The sequence below is a fragment of the Aquabacterium sp. genome, assembly GCF_030652515.1.
Classification (GTDB): domain Bacteria; phylum Pseudomonadota; class Gammaproteobacteria; order Burkholderiales; family Burkholderiaceae_C; genus Aquabacterium.
This window is the reverse complement of the sequence record NZ_JAUSAR010000123.1, coordinates 48,272-67,251: the sequence shown is the minus strand read 5'-3', so window position 1 is coordinate 67,251 and position 18,980 is coordinate 48,272. Positions and strand designations below refer to the sequence as shown.

The window sequence follows — 18,980 nt, the reverse complement described above, 5'->3', positions numbered from 1 at the left end:
TTTGGGCCAATTCAATGGCATCGACCCTCCATGAGCTTTTGGGATTTCAGGCGCAGCGCAGCCAGCGTCCGACTTTTGGTCGAGTTTGGCCAAGAGCAAGGGCTGGATGCCTCAAAGATCCTGGCCCGCTCCCGGCTGAAGGAAGCCGATCTGGCCGACCCGGCCATTGAGCTCGATGCCAGCCAGGAACTGTGCGTGGTGCACAACCTCATCCGCGCGTGCAAGCAGCCGGGGCTGGGGCTGGAAGTGGGCATGCGCTACAACTTCGCTTCATACGGCTTGTGGGGCCTGGGCCTGGTCAGCAGCGCGACAGCGGCCGACGCCTTGGCGCTGGCTTTGCGTTTCATCCCCCTCACGTTTGCCTTCTGCCGGATTTCTGGCGGCCTGGACGGTGAGATGTACACCGTCACTTTCGACGCCCCGGACGTTGAGCCCGTCATCCAGCGCTTCCTGGTTGAGCGCGATGTGGCGGCGGCTTCGCGGCTGATGAAAGAGACGCTGGGCGCGGAGTTCACCTTGTCTCGGTTCACGCTCAAGCACGCCTTGCAGCCTGGTGCGGCCGTGCTTGCCAACCATCCGCGCATGGGCGGTGTCCGCCCTGAGTTTGGGGCCGCCAGCAACAGCTTGTCATTCGACAGCAAGCTCCTGAGCCTGCGGCTGCCTCAAGCCAATCCGGTCACCGTGGCCATGTGCGAAAGAGCCTGTGAGGAATTGATGGAACGCCGCCGCGCCCGCTTGGGTGCGGCCGAATGCGTGCGCCAGTACCTGGCCGCCGTGCCGCTCAACCTGGCGCCGGATCTGCTCCAGGCCGCGCGCACGCTGGGCCTCAGCGACAGGACCTTGAAGCGGCGGCTCCAGGATGAAGGCGTGTCGTACAGGGTGCTGCTGGCCGAAGTGCGCGGCCGTCAGGCCAATGACTTGCTGGCGGATGACACGCTGTCGCTGACTCAGATCGCTGAGCGGATGGGCTTCAGCGACCTGTCCAGCTTTTCTCAGGCCTACAAGCGGTGGTTTGGTGTTGCGCCAAGCCTTGGGCGGAAGTCTGGCTTCTGAGCCCGGGCTGCAAGGAGAAAAGCCTTTGCCCGCCGCCGCTGGCTGACCATGGGACTGTTGACCTTCAGCATCAACCTCACCCTGTGCTCGCCCGTTCCGCCAGGCGCTAGCGTGCGCTTTGCCTAGGCCAACGCCACATTGGCCGGGGTGGTACTTCCATGCCAGGCCTGCTTGATCAAATCACTGGCCTTCTCCGCGATCATCACCGTCGGAGCATTGGTATTGCCGCCGATCAACGTGGGCATGATGGACGCGTCAACCACCCGTAGCTGACGCACACCATGAACGCGCAACTGGCTGTCCACCACGGCCATGGCGTCTTGCCCCATCTTGCAAGTCCCCACCGGGTGGTAAATCGTCTCCGCTCGCTCACGAATGAACTGCCGGATTTTGTCCTCCCCCTCACAGAGCACGGTTGGCATCAACTCCCTGCCTCGATAGCCATCGAAGGCAGGCGCGGCCAGCACCAGGCGTGCCAACTGGACACCGCGGACCATCGTCTCCATGTCATCCGGATGAGTCAGGTAGTTGGCGATGATCTGCGGTGCCTCAAGTGGATTCGCGGAGGCCAGCCTGATCTCCCCCACGCTTTTCGGTCTGAGGCAACACACATGCAGTGAGTACCCATCCCCGTACAAGTAGGCCATGTCCAGTCCGTGGCGCGATAGTTTCAGCGGGCTGAAGTGGAATTGAAGATCAGGGACAGGCTCATCAGGCCGGCTCTTCACGAAGCCTCCGCCTTCGGCCGCATTGCTGGTGAAAAGCCCACGGCGACCACACAAGTACCGAATCAGCTCCCAAGGCCAGCGCAACACATTGCCCGGCGTGATCCCGATGGAGACCGGCTGGGTGCAGCTGTTGACCACGATCACGTCCAAATGATCGCGCAAGTTCTTCCCCACGCCGGGCAGGTGCGCCACGGCATGAATGCCATGGGCTTGCAGTTGCACCCTGTCCCCAATGCCAGAGAGCATCAGGATTTGCGGACTTTGAATGGCCCCCGCCGACAAGATCACCTCCATCGCGGCATGAACTACATGGAGCTTTTCGCCGCGTTGGTACTCGACCCCAACGGCCGTGTCCCCACGGAAGACCACTCGCCGTGCTTGCGCACCAGTGATGATGGTCAGGTTGGGCCGTCGTTTCGCCGTGCCCAAGTAGCCTGAAGCCGTGCTGCATCGACGCCCGTTCTTCTGCGTCACCTGGAAGATGCCGACGCCTTCCTGCTTGGCCCCATTGAAATCATCGTTGCGGGGAATGCCGACCTGGGTGCCCGCTGTCACGAATGCGCTTGTCAACACATTGGGCGACCGCAAGTTGGCCACATTGAGCGGCCCACCCGTTCCATGGAAGGCGTCGGCGCCACGTTCGTGGTGCTCAGCACGCCTGAAGTACGGCAGTACATCTTGGTATGACCATCCGACATTGCCAAGCCTTGCCCACTCGTCATAGTCAGAGGCATGGCCCCGCGTGTAGCACATGGCATTGCTGGAAGAGCTTCCACCCAGCATCTTGCCGCGGGGCCAGAACAATCGGCGGTTGGCCAGCGTGGGTTCAGCCTCGGTGTGAAAGTGCCAATTCAACTTCTTGCTTCGCATCATGTAGGCGATGCCCAGTGGCATGCGAATCATTGGGTGGGAATCGATGGGGCCGGCCTCAAGCAGGCAGACTTTGATGAGCGGGTTTTCGCTCAACCGGGCCGCCAGCACACAACCAGCGGATCCTCCGCCGACCACGACATAGTCGTACACACTGCTCTCCGAAGGTATGCGCGCGCTCAAAACTGAGGGGCCGCCAACGCTTCCGCTGGGTGAAGTCGATTGGCACGGCGGAAGGTGCCCAGGTCATTGAACCGAACACCTTGGCTGCGCAACACCTCATGGGCCTCGGCAGCGATCATCTGCCGAAGGTAGAAGGGCTGACCCACCACAAAGTGGTGAATGGCATGGGTTGAGCCAAAGTTGAAGCAAAACAACTGCATGGGCCAGAACATGGGGTGGTTCAGCACCTGGGTTTGCTGCATGACGTTGCCAGGTTCGACATCGCCGTAGTAATGCATGTTCGAACTGATGAAATGCAGGCAGAAGTTGCGCAGGATGTTCGGGGCGATGAGGCACACCGTCACCGCGTCCAGCACCGACATGGCCGAACGAATGTCGGGCGACCAGGCGATGGGCTGGCCCATCCAGTCGGCGCTCAAGTCCACCAGGTGGAAGAGCACGAATGCATGCCATGCGATCCAGAAGGCATGGCCCAAGGGCATGTAAGACAGCCCTTTCCGAAAGAGCGCGGCTCGCCACTCGGCAGGGCTGGCAGGCTGCTCAACGTCTTTGACGTATTGGCGCACCACGCTGCGCATCGTGTTCGGCCTGAGCATGATGGCCAGCATGTTGTCCAGGGTCATGAACAGCCGCTTGAGGCCCCAGGCCTCGCCATTGGTGATGGCCCGCTCCTCGAAATCGGATGGGTGGCCCGCCTTCTTGTGGTGGTGGAAATGCATCTGCCTTCGCATCCACGGGTTGACGGTGGAAGGGCGCGACAGCCAACCCACCAACAACAATGCATGCTGCACCCAAGGACGTTGCTTGAAGTACAACAAATGAATCAAGTCATGCTCGATCTCGTGCGTCAACGAGGCCAGCATGCCGATGAGGGGCACAGCGCCCCACCAAGGCAGGCGCCCCGACAGGTACAGCCAGCTGCACAAACCCATGCCGCCCACGGCGGCCAGTTGGATGGCCAGCCCGATGGCGTTTTGGTGGGCCAGCCAAGGGTGGCGTTCTCGCGCGGCATCGCCCAGGGCGGAGACCTGCTGCCGAATGAGCTGGGTGCGTTGCAGATCACTGAGAACGGTGTTCATGTCGATGCGCCAATGGCTTGTGACGGCTTGCGTCGATGGGCATAATCATTTTCCGCCGCAGCGCCCAGCGTCTTGCCCGCAAGCGACAGCCGCTTGTTTGAACGCGCCGCGCATGCCGCCTCTTTTCATCGTCTCATCCTCATTCGAGCCCGGCCATCCCATTGAGCAATACCCCCGTCAGCCGCTTTACTTCTTTATCAAGTTGGGTATCGGCGCTCAAGCGCGCGGTCGATAAGAAAGGCGTGGACGCGCACGCCTTGATGGTCCAGGCCGGGTTGGACGTGGCCTTGCTTGGCGACCCGCTGGCCCGCTATCCGTCCCGCCAGGTGATTGAATTCTGGAAGCTGGCCATTCAGGCCACCGGGGATCCCTTGTTGGGCGTGTCGGTGTCGCAGCAAATCGCGGTGTCCACCTTCCATGCGCTGGGCTTTGCCATTTTGGCTTCCAATGATTTGGCCAGCATGTTCGAGCGCATGACACGCTATTTTCGGCTGGTCACCAACGCGGGCGAGATCCAGTTTGTGCACCAGGGTGGCGTGGGCCAATTGCTGGTCAAAGCAGATGCCGACCTGTTGACGCCGGATGACGCCGAGGCCGTGTGGTGCGTGCTGGATGCCGTGTTGATCGTCGTTGTCCGCGCTTGCCACATGCTCTACGGGCCCGATTTCAAACCGCTGGAGCTGCGTCTTCAACGACCCCGCCCCGCCCGGCATGACTGGCTTGAACGAGCTTTTCTGCACGTCCCCATCTATGGCTGTGCTGAGAATGCCTTGTTGGTCGACGAGGCCACCTTGAGCCGGCGCCTGATCCATGGCAATGCAGAGTTGGCACGGGTGAACGAGGAAGCGACAGGCCGCTATCTATCGGGTCTTGGCGCGCCTGATGGGGATGCTCAATGGATGACCAAGCTGAAGAATCTGCTGCAAGAGCGATTGCCTGCTGGCGATCCACCTCAATCAGAAGTGGCCCAGGCGCTGGGCCTCACCTCTCGAACCTTGCAGCGCAAATTGGCCGATGCGGGCACCACCTACCGTGATGTCATCCACCGAACCCGCCAAGCGCTGGCGCTGGAGTATTTGGCGCAAACCACTTACTCCGTCAGTGAAATAGCCTACCTTTTGGGCTTCGCCGAAGTCAGTGGATTCACCCGGGCCTTTCGCCGCTGGACGGGCACCTCCCCGTCGGCTTGGCGTGCGCATCGCAAGGTGGCTTGAGCGGACAGCAGCCGGCTTCTGAGCCCGGGCCGCAAGGCAAAAAGCCTGGCGCCTGAGCCGCCCGTCAGGGCATTTGGCTGGCAACCCGGTCGCTGTTGCTGGTGGAGCGGCTCCCCTTGAGGTGCAGCTCAACATCGTCGGGGTGGTCTCCCACCTCGGCAACCGCGTCGCGGATTTGCTCTGCGGTGGTGTCGAATTTTTGAGCCCATGTGGTCAATGCTTGATCACTGCTCACGTCGATGCGTTGGATATTTTCTGTGGACATGCTGCCCTCCGGTTGGTTGTCGATGCGGTAACTTGGCAATCGCTGTGCCCGTTGGGGGGGAGCGCCGGCTTCTGAACCCGGGCCGCAAGCCGACACTTCTCCGAAGTTGGCTACAGAAGGCCTCTCGCAAACCGATAACAGATCGTGTAGTTCCGCCACCCGTGCGACGAGTCCGGGTATGTGCACCTGTGCTCGCTTTCGCCTGCTCTGATTCCTCCTGACCTCGCCGTCACACTGTTTTAAGGAACAGAGCCATGAACAACTTGACCGTGCGTGCCAAACTGGCCTGGGCCTTTGGCCTTCTGGCTTTTGTGGTGCTGCTCATCTCCGGCTTCGCCCTGAAGTCACTGTCCGAGGCGAACCAACGGTTCGACGGCTTCGTCAACGGCATCGCTGACCGTGTCGACATGGCAGGAAAAGTGCGAGGTGCCGTAGACCGACGAGCCATCGCCGCACGCAACTTGGTTCTTGTCGCCAGCCCCGAGGAGCTGGCGGTTGAGAAAGAAAAGGTACTGGTCGCCCACAAGGAAGCGACAGAGTCGATGGCCAAGCTCAAACAAATGGGCCAGGCGACCGATGTTTCTGATGAAGGGCGCCGTCTGATCGAGGAAATGGACAGGACCGAGAAGGCCTATGCGCCAATCGCCTTGGACATTGTCGACAAGGCCCTGACCAACCGGCGCGACGAAGCCATCGAGAAGATGAACAAGGAGTGCCGCCCGTTGCTGGCCAGCCTGGACAATGCAGCGCAGGCCTACGTTGACTTCATTCGCACCGTGTCTGACAAGCGCGTGGAGGCTGCCGCGGCAGACTATGCAGCGCAACGCAACCTGCTGATCGGCGCCTGCGTGCTCGCCTTCCTGCTGGCCGGCGGCGCTGGCGTGCTGCTCACCCGCAGCCTGACGCGCGCCCTGGGCGGTGAGCCCGCCGAGCTTGGCGCTGCCATGCAGCGTGTGGCTGACGGCGACTTGAGCGTGCGCATCGAAACCACTTCGGGTGACGACTCCAGCGTGATGGCCACCGCCGCGCGCATGCAGGCAGCGCTGGCCCAGTTGGTGTCCAGCGTGCGCCATAACTCCGAGAGCGTGGCCACCGCCAGCGCACAGATCGCGCAGGGCAACCAGGACCTGTCCAGCCGCACCGAACAGCAGGCCAGCGCGCTGCAGCAGACGGCCGCCACCATGGATCAGTTGGGCACCACCGTCCGCAACAACGCGGACAGCGCCAAGCAGGCCAACCAATTGGCCCAGGGCGCGTCGGAAGTGGCCGCGCAAGGCGGCGAGGTGGTCGGCAAGGTGGTCACCACCATGCAGGGCATCAACGACAGCAGCCGCAAGATCGGCGACATCATCAGCGTCATTGACGGCATCGCCTTCCAGACCAACATCCTGGCGCTGAACGCGGCGGTCGAGGCCGCCCGTGCCGGCGAGCAGGGCCGCGGCTTCGCGGTGGTGGCTTCAGAAGTGCGAAGCCTGGCGCAACGCAGCGCCGAAGCGGCCAAGGAGATCAAGACGCTGATCGGACGCAGCGTCGAGCAGGTCGAGCAGGGCACGGTGTTGGTCGATCAGGCCGGCAAGACCATGGGTGAGATCGTGGGCTCCATCAGGAGGGTCAGTGACATCGTGGGCGAGATCGCTTCGGCCAGCGCCGAGCAAAGCTCCGGCGTTCAGCAGGTGGGTGAGGCGGTCAGCCAGATGGATCAGGCCACGCAGCAGAACGCGGCGCTGGTGGAAGAAAGCGCCGCCGCCGCAGAAAGCCTGAAGGTCCAGGCACAGCAACTGGTGCAGTCGGTGGCGATGTTCAAACTGTCGTAAGAAGGGCGCGCAGGCGCCGGGCGTCAAGCAGCTTGTGCCGGGCTTTCCGTGGCGCGCGCCTTGCGCGTGAAGGGTCTCACAAGCCCAGGTTGACGAAGAGCAGGTCCGAGATGTAATTGACCACGGCGTCTTTCAAAGGCTTGTGCGGTGTTTGAGACGTTTCAAAGGCGCGCATCATCGGAGCCTTTCCATCCAGCAAGTCATCAATGAAAGCGGTGACGCTGCCCAAGCCCCGTTCGGGGATGTCGGTGTCGTTGAACGTGAACATCGTGGTGGAGTGGGAATGGAATACCGAGGGACGAGCGTATGGGATGTAGTAGCCCACGTTCGGATAAGGCCGCATCGAATCAAGCCAGGGGCCGATCTCCTTTTGCCACTTGACCAAGCGCAGGTCATTGCGCTGCTGAATGGTCGGTGCATAACGGATCTCTGGGTAGAACTTGTCGTACGAATAGGCCGCGAACACCGCATCCGCCTGAAGAAGCGTGAAGCCCATGCGGTCATTGGGAAACAGCTTGGGCAATGCCACATTCAAGCTGGCCAGATTGCTGGCATCACCGATCCCTGGATACTCCGCCATCAGGCGTGGCACCACGCCACCAGGCTCATCAAGGCCCCATGCTTGGCGAATCTTGGTGTGCAGCGGCAGTGAGGGGTGCTGCTCGGCCGACCCGCCCGCCGGGGCTTCGAACAAGGGGCCCGAGTCCGACAGCAGGGACATTTTCGTCGGCTTGATCACCTTGCGGAAGTCGCCGTAGTGCACCGTCACGCCAATGGCGCCCGCCGAGAATCCATACATCAGCAGGTGCGCAGGCTTGGGCATGTTGCCCGCGATCCAGTTGGCCACCAGCCTTGAGTTGACATCGCCACGGTGGTAGTAGGTGAGGGGATGAGCAGGGTCAGCGTCGCTGTACGTGGCGACCTTGTTGCCCGAGTAAACATCCCCCGTGCATTGAGGCATGTAGACGATGTTCCAGCTTTGCGTTTGCACCTTGCTTGAGCTGGTGCGCGAGGCGAATGGCGTCAAGCCCAAGGCGCCCTGATTGATCGGCGCAAAGGGCGAGCCCGAGGTGTTCTTCAGATTAGAGACCAAGCTGGTCATGTAGTTGTCGGCGATGCCATTGGAGTTGCTGCCGCCGAAAAAGCTGCCCTTCCAAAGGCAGGCGTTCTGGTCAAAACAGGCTCCGCCCCCTTCCATGATGACGATGGTCTTGGTGGTGAAAGGCGTGCGGTTGACAAAGAACTTGTAGGGCGTGCCATTGCCGCACGATGCGCCGCTGGCAACAGGCAACTCCACCTTGTCCCAAGTGAAATAGCCCGCATGGCCCAGCAGGGGCACTGCCAGCAACAAGGGGCCCAGCAGGCCACGGCGGGATGAAAAGGACGTTCGGTCAAACATGGCAAGCTCCCCATTGAAACCAAATAAACTACACCTGTAGTAAATGTATGATCCTCAACATGGGCCTGCGATTGGTAAAAACCATCAAGCGCCCCAACAAGCCCCAGCCTTCCGAGCGACATGAGCAAAGACCGTAAGACCACGATCGCCGACGCCGCGCTCGAATTGCTGGCCGCGAGCGGTGCACGAGGTCTGACCCATCGTGCGGTGGATGCCTGGGCAGGGTTGCCTGACGGATCAACCTCGTCTTGTTGCCGCACGCGACTCGATTTGGTAACGCTGGCGCTGAATCGGCATGCCACGCGCAACCTGGAAGAGTTGGGTGAGGACGGCGCGAGACTGGTCAGCGGCGAACCATCGCTTGAGCGATTCATTGATCTCTTGGTGGATCGGCTGGATGACTGGATGTCTCCTGCCAAACGCTCACGCGTGGTGTCGCAGATCGAAATCTTCTTGATTGCCTCCAGAGAGCCTTCATTGCAAAAGGTGGTGGAGGGCGTGCACCAGCACTTTGTGGATGCCACCGTTCAAGCTTTGCGGTACGTGGGCGTTGTCGATACTGACCGCATCGCGATGGGGCTGATCGCCACCGTGGACGGCATCCTTCATGGGCAAGTTGTCAATGGCCACATGCGGCCGGACCGACAGACCTGCCGAGCTATCTTGATGAGGGCGGTCGCAGACCGCTGCCAGCCCGGCTTCTGAACCCGGGCCGCAAGGCAAAAAGCCTTGCACCTTGCCCATCTGAGGTCCAGCCGCCGGGCTTCGAGCCTGACGCGCAAGGCCCGCACACCCGAAGCCCCATGAAAAAACCCCCGTGAACGGGGCTTGGGTGCCTTGCGTGCCGGGATTCAAGCAGCTTGTACCAGGCTTTAGTGCGCCCTGGGAGAAGATCGAAATCATGGGGTCTATGTAAAATAATTAATCAATTTGCATTGAAGATGCATAATCAATGATTATTTTATAAAGGTGAGAGCAATGCTCGTCGAGTTCCGCACCAAGAACTTTCGCAGCCTGCGTGACGAACAGGTGCTCAGCCTGGTGGCGTCCACCGACAAGACCTTGCTTGACACCCATGCCCTGGACACCGGCCTGAAGGCTGCTCCGCATTTGCTCAAGAGCGCGGTGGTGTACGGCGCCAACGCCAGCGGCAAGTCCAACCTCATCAAGGCCTTGCAGTACATGCGTGGCGTGGTGATGGAATCGGCTGCGCGGCAACCAGGTCAGACCTTTGTGCGGCTCCAACCCTTCAAGCTGGATGCGACATCGGGCAGCCAGCCCACGGAGTTCGAGGTCACCTTCCTCATCGACGGTGTGCGCTATCAGTATGGTTTCGCCATGAACGTGCAACGCATCGTCAGCGAGCAGTTGCTGGTCTACAAGGCCTTCAAGCCGCAACGATGGTTCGCGCGCCACTTCGATGCAGACAGCGGCAAGGATGTCTATGAATTTGGCTCCGGCCTGAAGGGCGCCAAGAACCTGTGGGAAGGGGCCACCCGGCCGAATGCCTTGTTCCTGTCCATGGCCGTTCAGCTCAACAGCGAGGCTTTGCGCCCCGTGTTCGATTGGTTCGCCAATCACTTGGTGATCGTCAACGAGCACACACCGTTGGTCCCGGAGTTCTCAGTGCAGATGCTCAAGCAAGAAGCCCAGCGCGCGGCCATCTGCGATTTTCTGCGCGCCGCCGACATCAGCATCGCCGACATCGAAGTGGCCACCAAGCAGGAAGTGGACGAAGTGAAGTTCCACCACGTCACCGAGCATGGCGAGGCCGTTTTTGACCTGATGGACGAGTCCAGTGGCACCCGCAATCTGCTGTTCCTGACCGGGCCGATCCTCGACATCCTCAACAAGGGGCTCACGCTGGTGGTGGATGAGCTGGACACCAGCCTTCACACTTTGCTAGTACAGGCCTTGGTGCGCTTGTTCCACCGGCCTGAAGTCAATACCGGGGGGGCGCAACTCGTCTTCACCACACACGACACCTCGCTGCTGGATGCCTATGGCCTGTTCCGCCGAGATCAGGTCTGGTTTGTTGAAAAGCGACCGGATCAGAGTTCATCGCTGTACCCCTTGCTCGACTTCAGTCCGCGAAAGAATGAAGCCCTGGAGCGCGGTTACTTGCAAGGCCGCTACGGTGCGCTGCCCTTCCTGCGCAATGAGGCCTTGGGGATGAAGCACTGATGGGGCGCGACAACCAGGCCAAAGACCGGCAGTTGCGCCGCAAAGAGACCAAAGAATCACGGCGAGCCAGCTATGCCCGAATCTTGATCGTGACCGAAGGCAGCAAAACCGAGCCGTTGTATCTGGAAGAGATCCGAGCCGCGCATCAGTTGCATTCCGCCAATGTGGCGGTGCAGCCGGGTCAAATGGGCACCGCGCCCATCCAGGTGGTGCAGTACGCCCAGCATCTGTTTGAAGAGGGCGATTTGCACAGAGGCATTCGCCCCAAAAGCTTCGACCAGGTCTACGCCGTGTTTGACCGCGACGACCACGACAGCTATTTCAATGCCCTGGATCTGGCGCAAGCATTGGACGGCAAGCTGCGCAATGAAAACAGGCAACTGGTCAGCTTCAAGGCCATCGCCTCCATCCCCAGCTTTGAGCTATGGCTGTTGCTGCACCACGAAGACGTGCATGCTCCGATTCGGCGAGACGAGGTGATGGCACGCCTGAGGCAGCACATCCCCGGCTACGAGAAGGGCACAGGTGGTGCGTTCGCCATCACCCGCAGCCGGCTGGAGGTGGCGACCCAGCGGGCGCAGGCATTGGCTGCGAAGTTCAACGCACACACCGCCCCCGAACCCTTCACCGCTTTGCACGAACTGGTCATGCAGCTGACCACGCTGCGGGGCTGAAGGCGGCCAATCCAAAGCCCATGAAAAAAGCCCCGCGAGCGGGGCTTTGGTGCCTTGCGGGCCGGTAATCAAGCGGCTTGTGCCGGGCTTTCCGTGGCGCGCGCCTTGCGCGTGAAGCGGACGGACATGTCGCGGCGCAGGGCGTCCAGGCCAGAGCCCTTGCCCAGCACCTTCAACAGGGCGTAGCCCTCCAAGGCGGTGACCATGGCGTCGCTGCCCAAGGCCATCTCGGAGTCTTCAGCGCGGCCCAGCAGCTTGGTCAGCCTGGCAATGTGCGGGCGCAGCGCGTCGAACTGGGCCATGTCGCGCTGCGCTTCGGCCACGTCCACATCGGCCGGGATCAAACCGGGGTTCTCGCTCATGGCGACCAGCGTGCGGCGGCAGAAGGTTTCAGACTTCTCGCCCATCTTGTTCAGGCTGCGGCGCTCGTCGGCGCTCAGCGAGATCATGCCGGACAGCTTGCTTTCGAGCGTGGACAGCGCGTCGGCGATGGCGGCGTGGTCGGCTTCGGTCAGAGTGAGGGAAATGAGGTTTTGCGGCATAGCTTCCTGTCGTTCGTTTTGTTGATGAGGCCGCGACTTTAGGGATTTGGGTGGGCTGGGGAAATCACCATCAAGAGGGGGCTTGTGAGCGTGGCTTGGTTGATCAACTAGCCGCATAGCAAGTGATTGATCGATCCGGTTGGGACCTTCTGTGCATCGACTGAAGATTAAGATTGTCGCCATGCAAGCAAAAATTGATAACCTGCCAACCAGTCTGGCACCGTCGCAGGCACAGGCCTACCACGTCGATTTCGCATTGCACACGCTTGGGTGGAAGGCGTTCCAAGATCTATGCGAACAGGTGCTCAAGGAGGAGTTGAAGTGCACTGTGGCCGTCTATCGGGAGGCACAGGACGGGGGCCAAGATGCGGTCTTTCAGTTATCTCGCCCGAGCGCCTTTGAAAACGTGGGCACCGCTCAATGCAAGTTCTCCAGCAAGGGCGATCAACGACTGAGAGCTTCAGACATCACAGATGAATTGGCGCACGTTGAGCAGCTGGTCGCCAAGGGGATGGCGTCTGTCTACTACTTCATCACCAGCATGGGCATCGACGCAGATGTCGCTTATCAGATTAGAACCAAGCTGTGTGCTCTCGGTGTTGTAACGCCAGTGATTGTCGGCAAGGAGTGGCTGCTTCTCAAAATCAAGGGGTCTGCTCGTTTGCGAGCCCTGGTGCCACGAGTGTATGGACTTGGCGATCTTTCTACGATCATCGATGAGCGGTGCGCTGCTCAGACGCATGCGCTACTAGGTGATCACCGTAAAGCTTTGAGCGTCTATGTGCCCACGGAGTCCCATCTTGCAGCGGTTGACATCCTTTCAAAGCATAAGATCGTCCTGCTGCTTGGTGCGCCGGCGACAGGTAAGACCACCCTCGCCGCAATCCTCGCCACAATGGCCGTAGACAAGGGCGATTTGCAAGTCTTTAAGTGCGACGGCCCGCTGGAGCTAAGGCAACACTGGAACCCTCACGAGCCCAAACGTCTGTATTGGGTAGACGACGCGTTCGGAGCGAATTTGCTAATGAGCGACTACGTTAACGCATGGATGGAATTCATGCCCAAACTCAAGGTGGCGCTTGAGCAAGGTTGCCACTTCATCTTGACCTCGCGCACGCACATCTGGAACGAGGCTCATCCACGTATTGGCTCCCGGAACCACACACTTTTGGCAACTCGCGCTGCAGTTGTGGATGTTGGAAAATTGAGTTCGTCGGAGCGCGAACAGATCCTCTACAACCACCTCAAGGCTGGAACGCAACCTCCTTTCTGGAAGGCTCTTATTAGCGATCACTTGCCTCTCCTTGCGCAGGAGGAGAGGCTTCTGCCGGAATTGGCCAGACGCCTGGCAGATAAGGACTTCACAGGGCACATTCGGAGGCTTCCAGAGGACTTGCTGCGTTTCGTTGCGCAACCCCAGAAGTTCCTAGTCCAGACGTTCGAGGAACTCAGCGACGAAAAGCGTGCCGCGCTGACCCTGGTGTTTCTGGCGAAGTCGAAACTACCTGTCCACCTCCTGCCTGTGAGCGACGCAGAGTTAGTTGCGGAAAACTACGGTGTTACCAAGGCGGCGATAACTGAAAGCCTTCGTCAGCTTGATGGCTCTTTGGTCGTTCGTAGGAAAGACGGCGACAAGGAGTACTGGGCATTTTGGCACCCAACTTTCGCAGACGCCATCAGCGAGATATTGAGTAAGCGACCTGACCTCGTCGATGTCTATGTTCGAGGTGTGCGCATTGAAACGCTTTTGTCCGAGGTGGTTTGCGAGGGGGCTTCTTACGTCCGAGACGCTGTGATGGTGCCGGTTAACGGAGCCGAAAAACTTGTCGATCGCCTTTTAGAAACGCCTGACGAACCCGAAGCTAATGAGAGGTTGTTTGCTTTCCTGAACCGGCGCGTACCCCAATCTGTACTGAAGTCTGTACTAGAACGCGATGCCAGCATAGCTGGGCGCAAAGGCGACATAGCGTCTTGGCGCCGACTTGGGCGAAGCGAAGAGATCTTGCTTCGCACCTCCGCTCACAAGCTAGCCTTGCTCAGCGAGGATGTGCGCGGGGACACCGTGTACACCTTGGCAAACGCGGCTACCTACTCAAATGATGGATCGTTCCTGATATATGACGACATCCTTGCATTGTTCAAACCATCGGAGTTGATTGATCTCGCAGGAAGACTAGTGGCGGTTCTTCACACCGAATTCTCCAGAAGAATCTCAGAATGTGCGGAGGATGCCGATCCAGACGGCGACATCGACGATCAATTCGACACCCTAAGCCAATTTCTTTCCGACACATGCCTGCTAATGGACCACAGCTTCTTTTGCGACAAACATTTAGAACTCATGGATGAGCTTGAGCGAGCTAAGGAAAGTGTTAAAGCCAGGAAGTCCGTGGAGGATGAGGAAGAGGAAAGCTTCTTCAATAGCATCCCTCGTGCTGCGAAAGTGGAAAGACGTGGAGGCCGCTCAATCTTCAGCGACGTCGCAGAGTAAGCCTCATGGAGGTATTCATCATCACGACGGCATCGCTGGCTTGCCTTGCTAGGCACGACAGGCCGTCAAGCCCAAGCATCTTCATCACAACGGTGTAGCTCGGATCTAACCAGGTTTCTGCTGCTAGCAAATGCCTAACTCTTGTTGTACGCTCCGGCAAAACCAAGTCGGGGAGGCGGAGATGGCAACGGCGAAAAAGACAGCTGCAGGGGCGGCTACTCAAATAATTTCTTTGATACCTGAAGACCCGGCTGTGCCGAGACCACGGCTGCATAAGCTGATCGTCAAGAACTTCAGGGCTATTGGCCACAAGCCTGTGGAAATTGAGCTTGATGAAATCGTGGTCCTTGTCGGGCCTAACAACGCGGGCAAAAGTAGCATCCTACGGGCATACGATGTGGCGATGAAGCAGGGCTCTTCTGAAGGCAAGCTTCAGATCGAAGACTTCCCAAATGGTCAGGTCACCCAAGACGCTCTTCCGGAAATCGAGTTGCAAACCGTAGTCTTTGACAATGCACCGGGTGAGCGGTGGCTTGCACCCACCGCTGCGGGGGAATGGTTGATCCGAGAGCAGTGGCGATGGGCAAGCCCCAACGATCAGCCAAAGCGTCGAGGATTCGACGTAGGCAAAGGGGATTGGGACGACAATGTTCCTTGGGGTGCACCAGCTATCGCTAATTCACGGCGCCCCCGTCCTCATCGCATCGAGGCGTTTTCATCCCCAGACGTGCAAACAAAAGAAATAGTCGAGTTGCTATTGACCGTGTTGAAGGACAAGCTAAAGGCGTATCGCACCAATGGTCCAGAACAACAAAAGTCCGACTATGAGAACTTGATCGACCAAATATCTGAGTTTCAGAAACGGGTCGTTGCATCAGCAGCCGAGGAGATGCAACGTATGGAAACAGAGATCTCTTCGATGCTTGAAAAAGTCTTTCCGAAGCATCGCATCAAGCTTGATGCAAAGCCGGAATCCGATGTGGAGAAGGCTTACACACCCTTCAAAGCATCTCCCGAGGTACTGATGGGGCCCGATGGTGGATACCTTGGGAAAGTTGCGCAGCAGGGAAGTGGCGCACGTCGCACATTGCTATGGGCAGCGCTGAAGTACCTGACGGAGTCAGCTGCAGCCAAAGACGGAAGCGCGCGACCTCATGTATTGCTTCTCGACGAGCCGGAGATATGCCTTCACCCGAATGCGATTCGCGAAGCCAAAGAAGTTCTCTATGCATTGCCAGAAACCAAGAACTGGCAGGTAATGATCACCACTCATTCCCCAATATTTATCGACTTGGCAAAAGACAACACAACGGTAGTCCGAGTAGAACGCGACCAAGACGAGGCCATCCGAAGTGTGACGCTGCATCGTCCGTCCAAGGTGCAGTTAGACGAGAATGATCGACAGAATTTAAAGGCACTGAACGCCTGTGATCCCTACTTGAACGAGTTTTTCTTTGGTGGGGATGTCATAGTTGTCGAGGGGGATACTGAATACACGGCATTCCAACTTCTTAAGTCTCTTAATGCCGCGAAGTATCGGAACATCCACGTGATCCGCGCTCGTGGGAAGGGCGCAATCCTTACTGTCCTCAAGATTCTCAATCAATTCTCGGCAAGGTATGCCGTGCTTCATGATTCCGACGTTCCGCTGACAAAGAAAGGAGGCGCAAGTCCCGCCTGGGGCGCCAATGCCTCCATCCGAGAGGCCATTGAGAAGGGGTCAACCCCAGGGGCAGTCATACATGTTGTTTCGGTCCCGAACTTCGAGGTTGCATTGTTCGGAGAAGAGGCATCAACAGACAAGCCTTACAACACGCTGACTCGCCTCAACGCGTCGGAGGACATGCGCAATCGGGCAGGCTCACTGCTCGATGCGCTTCTAGATGCTGCACAGCCTACGCATGCGCCATTTCGCCGTTGGACAACGTTGCAGGAGCTTGGGGCGGCATTGCCAGTCGCCGCTGGGAATTGATTTCTCTTGCGCAGGGTTTAGGCAGATGGATCACCCCGGCTAAGGCTTGAGGCGGAAACAGCATTACCTGGAAGCGTGGTCCTTTGAGGTACTCAAATTCGTGCTTTCACCTCAATGACTAATCATCCAAGGCCGCTTGCTCGGGAACATCTTGTTCCCATTCGCCCCCGTCACCGTCGCACTGCGAATCCCCTTGCTCCCCGTCGAGCAACACCCGCACCCCGACGGATGGCTCAGCCTGCCATAGCTCCCGTCCTTTGAAGAACGCGGCTCATGCCGCGCCTTCTCATTGCGGTCCATGGCCGTGCGCGTGTCACTGCTGACACACGCCAGGCTCGGCGCCGTGGCGAACACGCGGCCCGAGGCGCTGCCGCATTCTGGGCAGGCGCACGGCTCGTTCCGTTGCGAGATGCTGCGCAGGGCATCGAAGCCCCCGCAGCCGGGGCAGTCGTACTCGTAGGTCGGCATGGTCAGACGTCCTGTGACAAGGGCATGTCGATGCTGCCATCCAGCATCTTGACGGGCCCGCTGGCGTTGGGGTTGATGTCGAACTCGAAGATCTCGGTCGGTAGCCACAAGGTGGCGCAGGCGTTGGGGATGTCGACCACGCCGCTGATGTGGCCCTGCACCGGGGCCGTGCCCAGGATGGAGTAAGCCTGCGCGCCGCTGTAGCCAAACTTCTTCAGGTACTCGATGGCGTTCAGGCAGGCTTGGCGGTAGGCCACGTTCACGTCCAGGTAGTGCTGCTTGCCTTGCTCGTCCACCGAGATGCCTTCAAAGATCAGGTAATCCTTGTAGTTGGGCGTGATGGTGCTGGGCTTGAACACGGGGTTCTTGATGCCGTACTTGGCCATGCCGCCCTTGATGAGGTTGACGCGCATGTGCACCCAGCCGGCCATCTCGATGGCGCCGCAGAAGGTGATCTCGCCATCGCCCTGGCTGAAGTGCAGGTCGCCCACGCTCAGGCCGGCGCCGTCCACATACACCGGGAAGAAAACCTTGGAGCCGCGCGACAAATCCTTGATGTCGCAGTTGCCGCCGTGTTCACGTGGGGGCACGGTGCGGGCGCCTTCGGCGGCGGCTTTGTCACGGGCCGGGCCGGTCAGCTTGCCCATGTGCGCGGTGGGCGCAAAAGGGGCGTTGGCCAAAGGCGGCACGCGGTTCGGATCGGTGGCGATGAAGTCGATCTCGCGCTCGTTCCACATGTCCAGCATCTTCTGGTCGGGCAGGCAGCCGATCAAGCCGGGGTGGATCAGGCCGGCAAACTCAACGCCGGGGATGTGGCGGCTCTTGGTGAACATGCCATTGAAGTCCCAGATGGACTTCTGCGCCAGCGGGAAGTGGTCGGTCAAAAAGCCGCCGCCGTTCTTCTTGCTGAAGAAGCCGTTGAAGCCCCACAGGCTTTCAGGCTTGGCACCGATGTCCAGCAGATCCACCACCAGCAGGTCGCCTGGCTCGGCACCCTTCACGCCCACGGGGCCCGACAGGAAGTGGACGATCGACAGATCGATGTCGCGCACGTCGTCGGCGCTGTTGTCGTTCTTGATGAAGCCGCCGGTCCAGTCGTAGGTTTCCAGCACGAAGTCATCGCCGGGGTTCACCCAGCAGGCCATGGGCACATCGGGGTGCCAGCGGTTGTGGATGTTCTCGTTGGCGTAGGGGGACGAGTTCAGGTCAACTTTGATCAGGGTATCTGGCATGGCGATGCTCCTATGAGTGAAAAGCGAAGAAAGTCCGGCGCAGGGCCGCCCCAAGCCGGACGCGCCCCTCGGGGGCCGCGAAGGCGCGAAGCGACAAGCTGGGGGCTATGCCTACACGGAAAGGTATTGCTTGATGCGCGCAACGTCGGTGTCGGCGCGGTTGGTTTCATGGACCAGGCGACCGCCTTCGATCACGAAGAGGCGGTCGGCCACGTCCAGCGCGAAAGACAGCACTTGCTCGGACACCACGATGGTGATGTCGCGCATCCTTCGGATCTCGTTCAAGGCTTTGGCGATGTCCTTGATGATGGAAGGCTGGATGCCCTCGGTGGGCTCATCCAGCAGCAGCACCTTGGGGTTGGTGACCAGCGCGCGGGCGATGGCCAGTTGCTGTTGCTGCCCGCCCGACAGGTTGCCGCCCTTGCGCGCGCGCATGTCGAACAGCACGGGGAAGAGCGAGTAGATCTCATCAGGGATGCGCTTGTGCTTGGCGTTCTCCAGGCCGGTCTGGATGTTCTCTTCCACCGTCAGGGTGGGGAAGATCATGCGGCCTTGCGGCACGTAGGCGATGCCCTTGGCCACGCGCCGATAGCTCTCGTCCTTGGTCACATCAAGACCACCCACTTCGACCTTGCCCGACTTGGTGGGCAGCACGCCCATCAGGCTCTTGAACAGCGTGGTCTTGCCCATGCCGTTGCGGCCCATGATGGCGATGGTTTCCTTGGATTTGGCCTCGAACGAGATGCCGTGCAGCGCCTCGCTCTGGCCATAGGCAACAAACAGATCGTTGACTGACAACATGGTGTGTGCTT

General features: G+C 59.6%; 16 protein-coding genes. 8 read left to right on the top strand and 8 right to left on the bottom strand.

What is annotated here, in order from left to right:
* Window positions 1-30 precede the first annotated feature (30 nt).
* Complete coding sequence (locus Q7V20_RS15175; RefSeq protein WP_304792830.1) at window positions 31-1,053, top strand: AraC family transcriptional regulator; 1,023 nt, start codon at window positions 31-33, stop codon at window positions 1,051-1,053.
* Window positions 1,054-1,175: 122 nt separating this feature from the next.
* On the opposite strand, the gene Q7V20_RS15170 is transcribed toward Q7V20_RS15175, so the two are convergent.
* Window positions 1,176-2,804 (bottom strand): GMC family oxidoreductase, encoded by a 1,629-nt coding sequence (locus Q7V20_RS15170; RefSeq protein WP_304792827.1) that lies wholly within the window; start codon window positions 2,802-2,804, stop codon window positions 1,176-1,178.
* A gap of 26 nt (window positions 2,805-2,830) precedes the next feature.
* Complete coding sequence (locus tag Q7V20_RS15165) at window positions 2,831-3,913, bottom strand: fatty acid desaturase (RefSeq protein ID WP_304792825.1); 1,083 nt, start codon at window positions 3,911-3,913, stop codon at window positions 2,831-2,833.
* A 161-nt stretch (window positions 3,914-4,074) separates the two neighbouring features.
* Between Q7V20_RS15165 and Q7V20_RS15160 the strand changes: the two genes are divergently transcribed.
* Window positions 4,075-5,127 carry an AraC family transcriptional regulator gene (locus Q7V20_RS15160; RefSeq protein WP_304792822.1) on the top strand — a complete coding sequence of 351 codons (1,053 nt, stop codon included), beginning with the start codon at window positions 4,075-4,077 and terminating at the stop codon, window positions 5,125-5,127.
* Window positions 5,128-5,191: 64 nt separating this feature from the next.
* Here the strand turns inward: Q7V20_RS15160 and Q7V20_RS15155 are convergent, their stop codons facing one another.
* Window positions 5,192-5,392: a DUF3606 domain-containing protein gene (locus tag Q7V20_RS15155; RefSeq protein ID WP_304792819.1), complete on the bottom strand. Its 201-nt coding sequence runs from the start codon at window positions 5,390-5,392 to the stop codon at window positions 5,192-5,194.
* A gap of 254 nt (window positions 5,393-5,646) precedes the next feature.
* Between Q7V20_RS15155 and Q7V20_RS15150 the strand changes: the two genes are divergently transcribed.
* Window positions 5,647-7,206 (top strand): methyl-accepting chemotaxis protein, encoded by a 1,560-nt coding sequence (locus Q7V20_RS15150; RefSeq protein ID WP_304792816.1) that lies wholly within the window; start codon window positions 5,647-5,649, stop codon window positions 7,204-7,206.
* A 76-nt stretch (window positions 7,207-7,282) separates the two neighbouring features.
* Here the strand turns inward: Q7V20_RS15150 and Q7V20_RS15145 are convergent, their stop codons facing one another.
* Complete coding sequence (locus Q7V20_RS15145; protein ID WP_304792815.1) at window positions 7,283-8,605, bottom strand: pectin acetylesterase-family hydrolase; 1,323 nt, start codon at window positions 8,603-8,605, stop codon at window positions 7,283-7,285.
* A gap of 120 nt (window positions 8,606-8,725) precedes the next feature.
* Here Q7V20_RS15145 and Q7V20_RS15140 point away from each other — a divergent pair, with 120 nt between their 5' ends.
* From Q7V20_RS15140 to Q7V20_RS15130, 3 genes are all read left to right on the top strand, one after another.
* Window positions 8,726-9,310: a TetR/AcrR family transcriptional regulator gene (locus Q7V20_RS15140; protein WP_304792812.1), complete on the top strand. Its 585-nt coding sequence runs from the start codon at window positions 8,726-8,728 to the stop codon at window positions 9,308-9,310.
* Window positions 9,311-9,583: 273 nt separating this feature from the next.
* Window positions 9,584-10,789 (top strand): ATP/GTP-binding protein, encoded by a 1,206-nt coding sequence (locus Q7V20_RS15135; RefSeq protein ID WP_304792809.1) that lies wholly within the window; start codon window positions 9,584-9,586, stop codon window positions 10,787-10,789.
* On the top strand, window positions 10,789-11,463 hold the full coding sequence (locus tag Q7V20_RS15130) for an RloB family protein (RefSeq protein WP_304792805.1): 675 nt from the start codon (window positions 10,789-10,791) through the stop codon (window positions 11,461-11,463). Before Q7V20_RS15135 ends, Q7V20_RS15130 begins: the two co-directional genes overlap by 1 nt.
* Before the next feature lie 68 nt (window positions 11,464-11,531).
* Here the strand turns inward: Q7V20_RS15130 and Q7V20_RS15125 are convergent, their stop codons facing one another.
* Window positions 11,532-12,005: a hypothetical protein gene (locus Q7V20_RS15125; protein ID WP_304792802.1), complete on the bottom strand. Its 474-nt coding sequence runs from the start codon at window positions 12,003-12,005 to the stop codon at window positions 11,532-11,534.
* A gap of 181 nt (window positions 12,006-12,186) precedes the next feature.
* Between Q7V20_RS15125 and Q7V20_RS15120 the strand changes: the two genes are divergently transcribed.
* Entirely contained in the window at window positions 12,187-14,496 is a 2,310-nt protein-coding gene (locus Q7V20_RS15120) for a hypothetical protein (RefSeq protein WP_304792800.1), read from the top strand.
* Window positions 14,497-14,677: 181 nt separating this feature from the next.
* Window positions 14,678-16,468: an ATP-dependent endonuclease gene (locus Q7V20_RS15115; protein WP_304792797.1), complete on the top strand. Its 1,791-nt coding sequence runs from the start codon at window positions 14,678-14,680 to the stop codon at window positions 16,466-16,468.
* A 111-nt stretch (window positions 16,469-16,579) separates the two neighbouring features.
* Here the strand turns inward: Q7V20_RS15115 and Q7V20_RS15110 are convergent, their stop codons facing one another.
* From Q7V20_RS15110 to urtE, 3 genes are all read right to left on the bottom strand, one after another.
* The gene (locus Q7V20_RS15110) at window positions 16,580-16,936 is read right to left on the bottom strand and encodes a zinc ribbon domain-containing protein (protein ID WP_304792794.1); all 357 of its coding nucleotides are present in this window, start codon (window positions 16,934-16,936) and stop codon (window positions 16,580-16,582) included.
* Window positions 16,937-16,938: 2 nt separating this feature from the next.
* Entirely contained in the window at window positions 16,939-18,168 is a 1,230-nt protein-coding gene (gene fmdA, locus Q7V20_RS15105; RefSeq protein WP_304792791.1) for a formamidase, read from the bottom strand.
* A 111-nt stretch (window positions 18,169-18,279) separates the two neighbouring features.
* Window positions 18,280-18,969 carry an urea ABC transporter ATP-binding subunit UrtE gene (gene urtE / locus Q7V20_RS15100; RefSeq protein WP_304792788.1) on the bottom strand — a complete coding sequence of 230 codons (690 nt, stop codon included), beginning with the start codon at window positions 18,967-18,969 and terminating at the stop codon, window positions 18,280-18,282.
* Window positions 18,970-18,980: the final 11 nt, after the last annotated feature.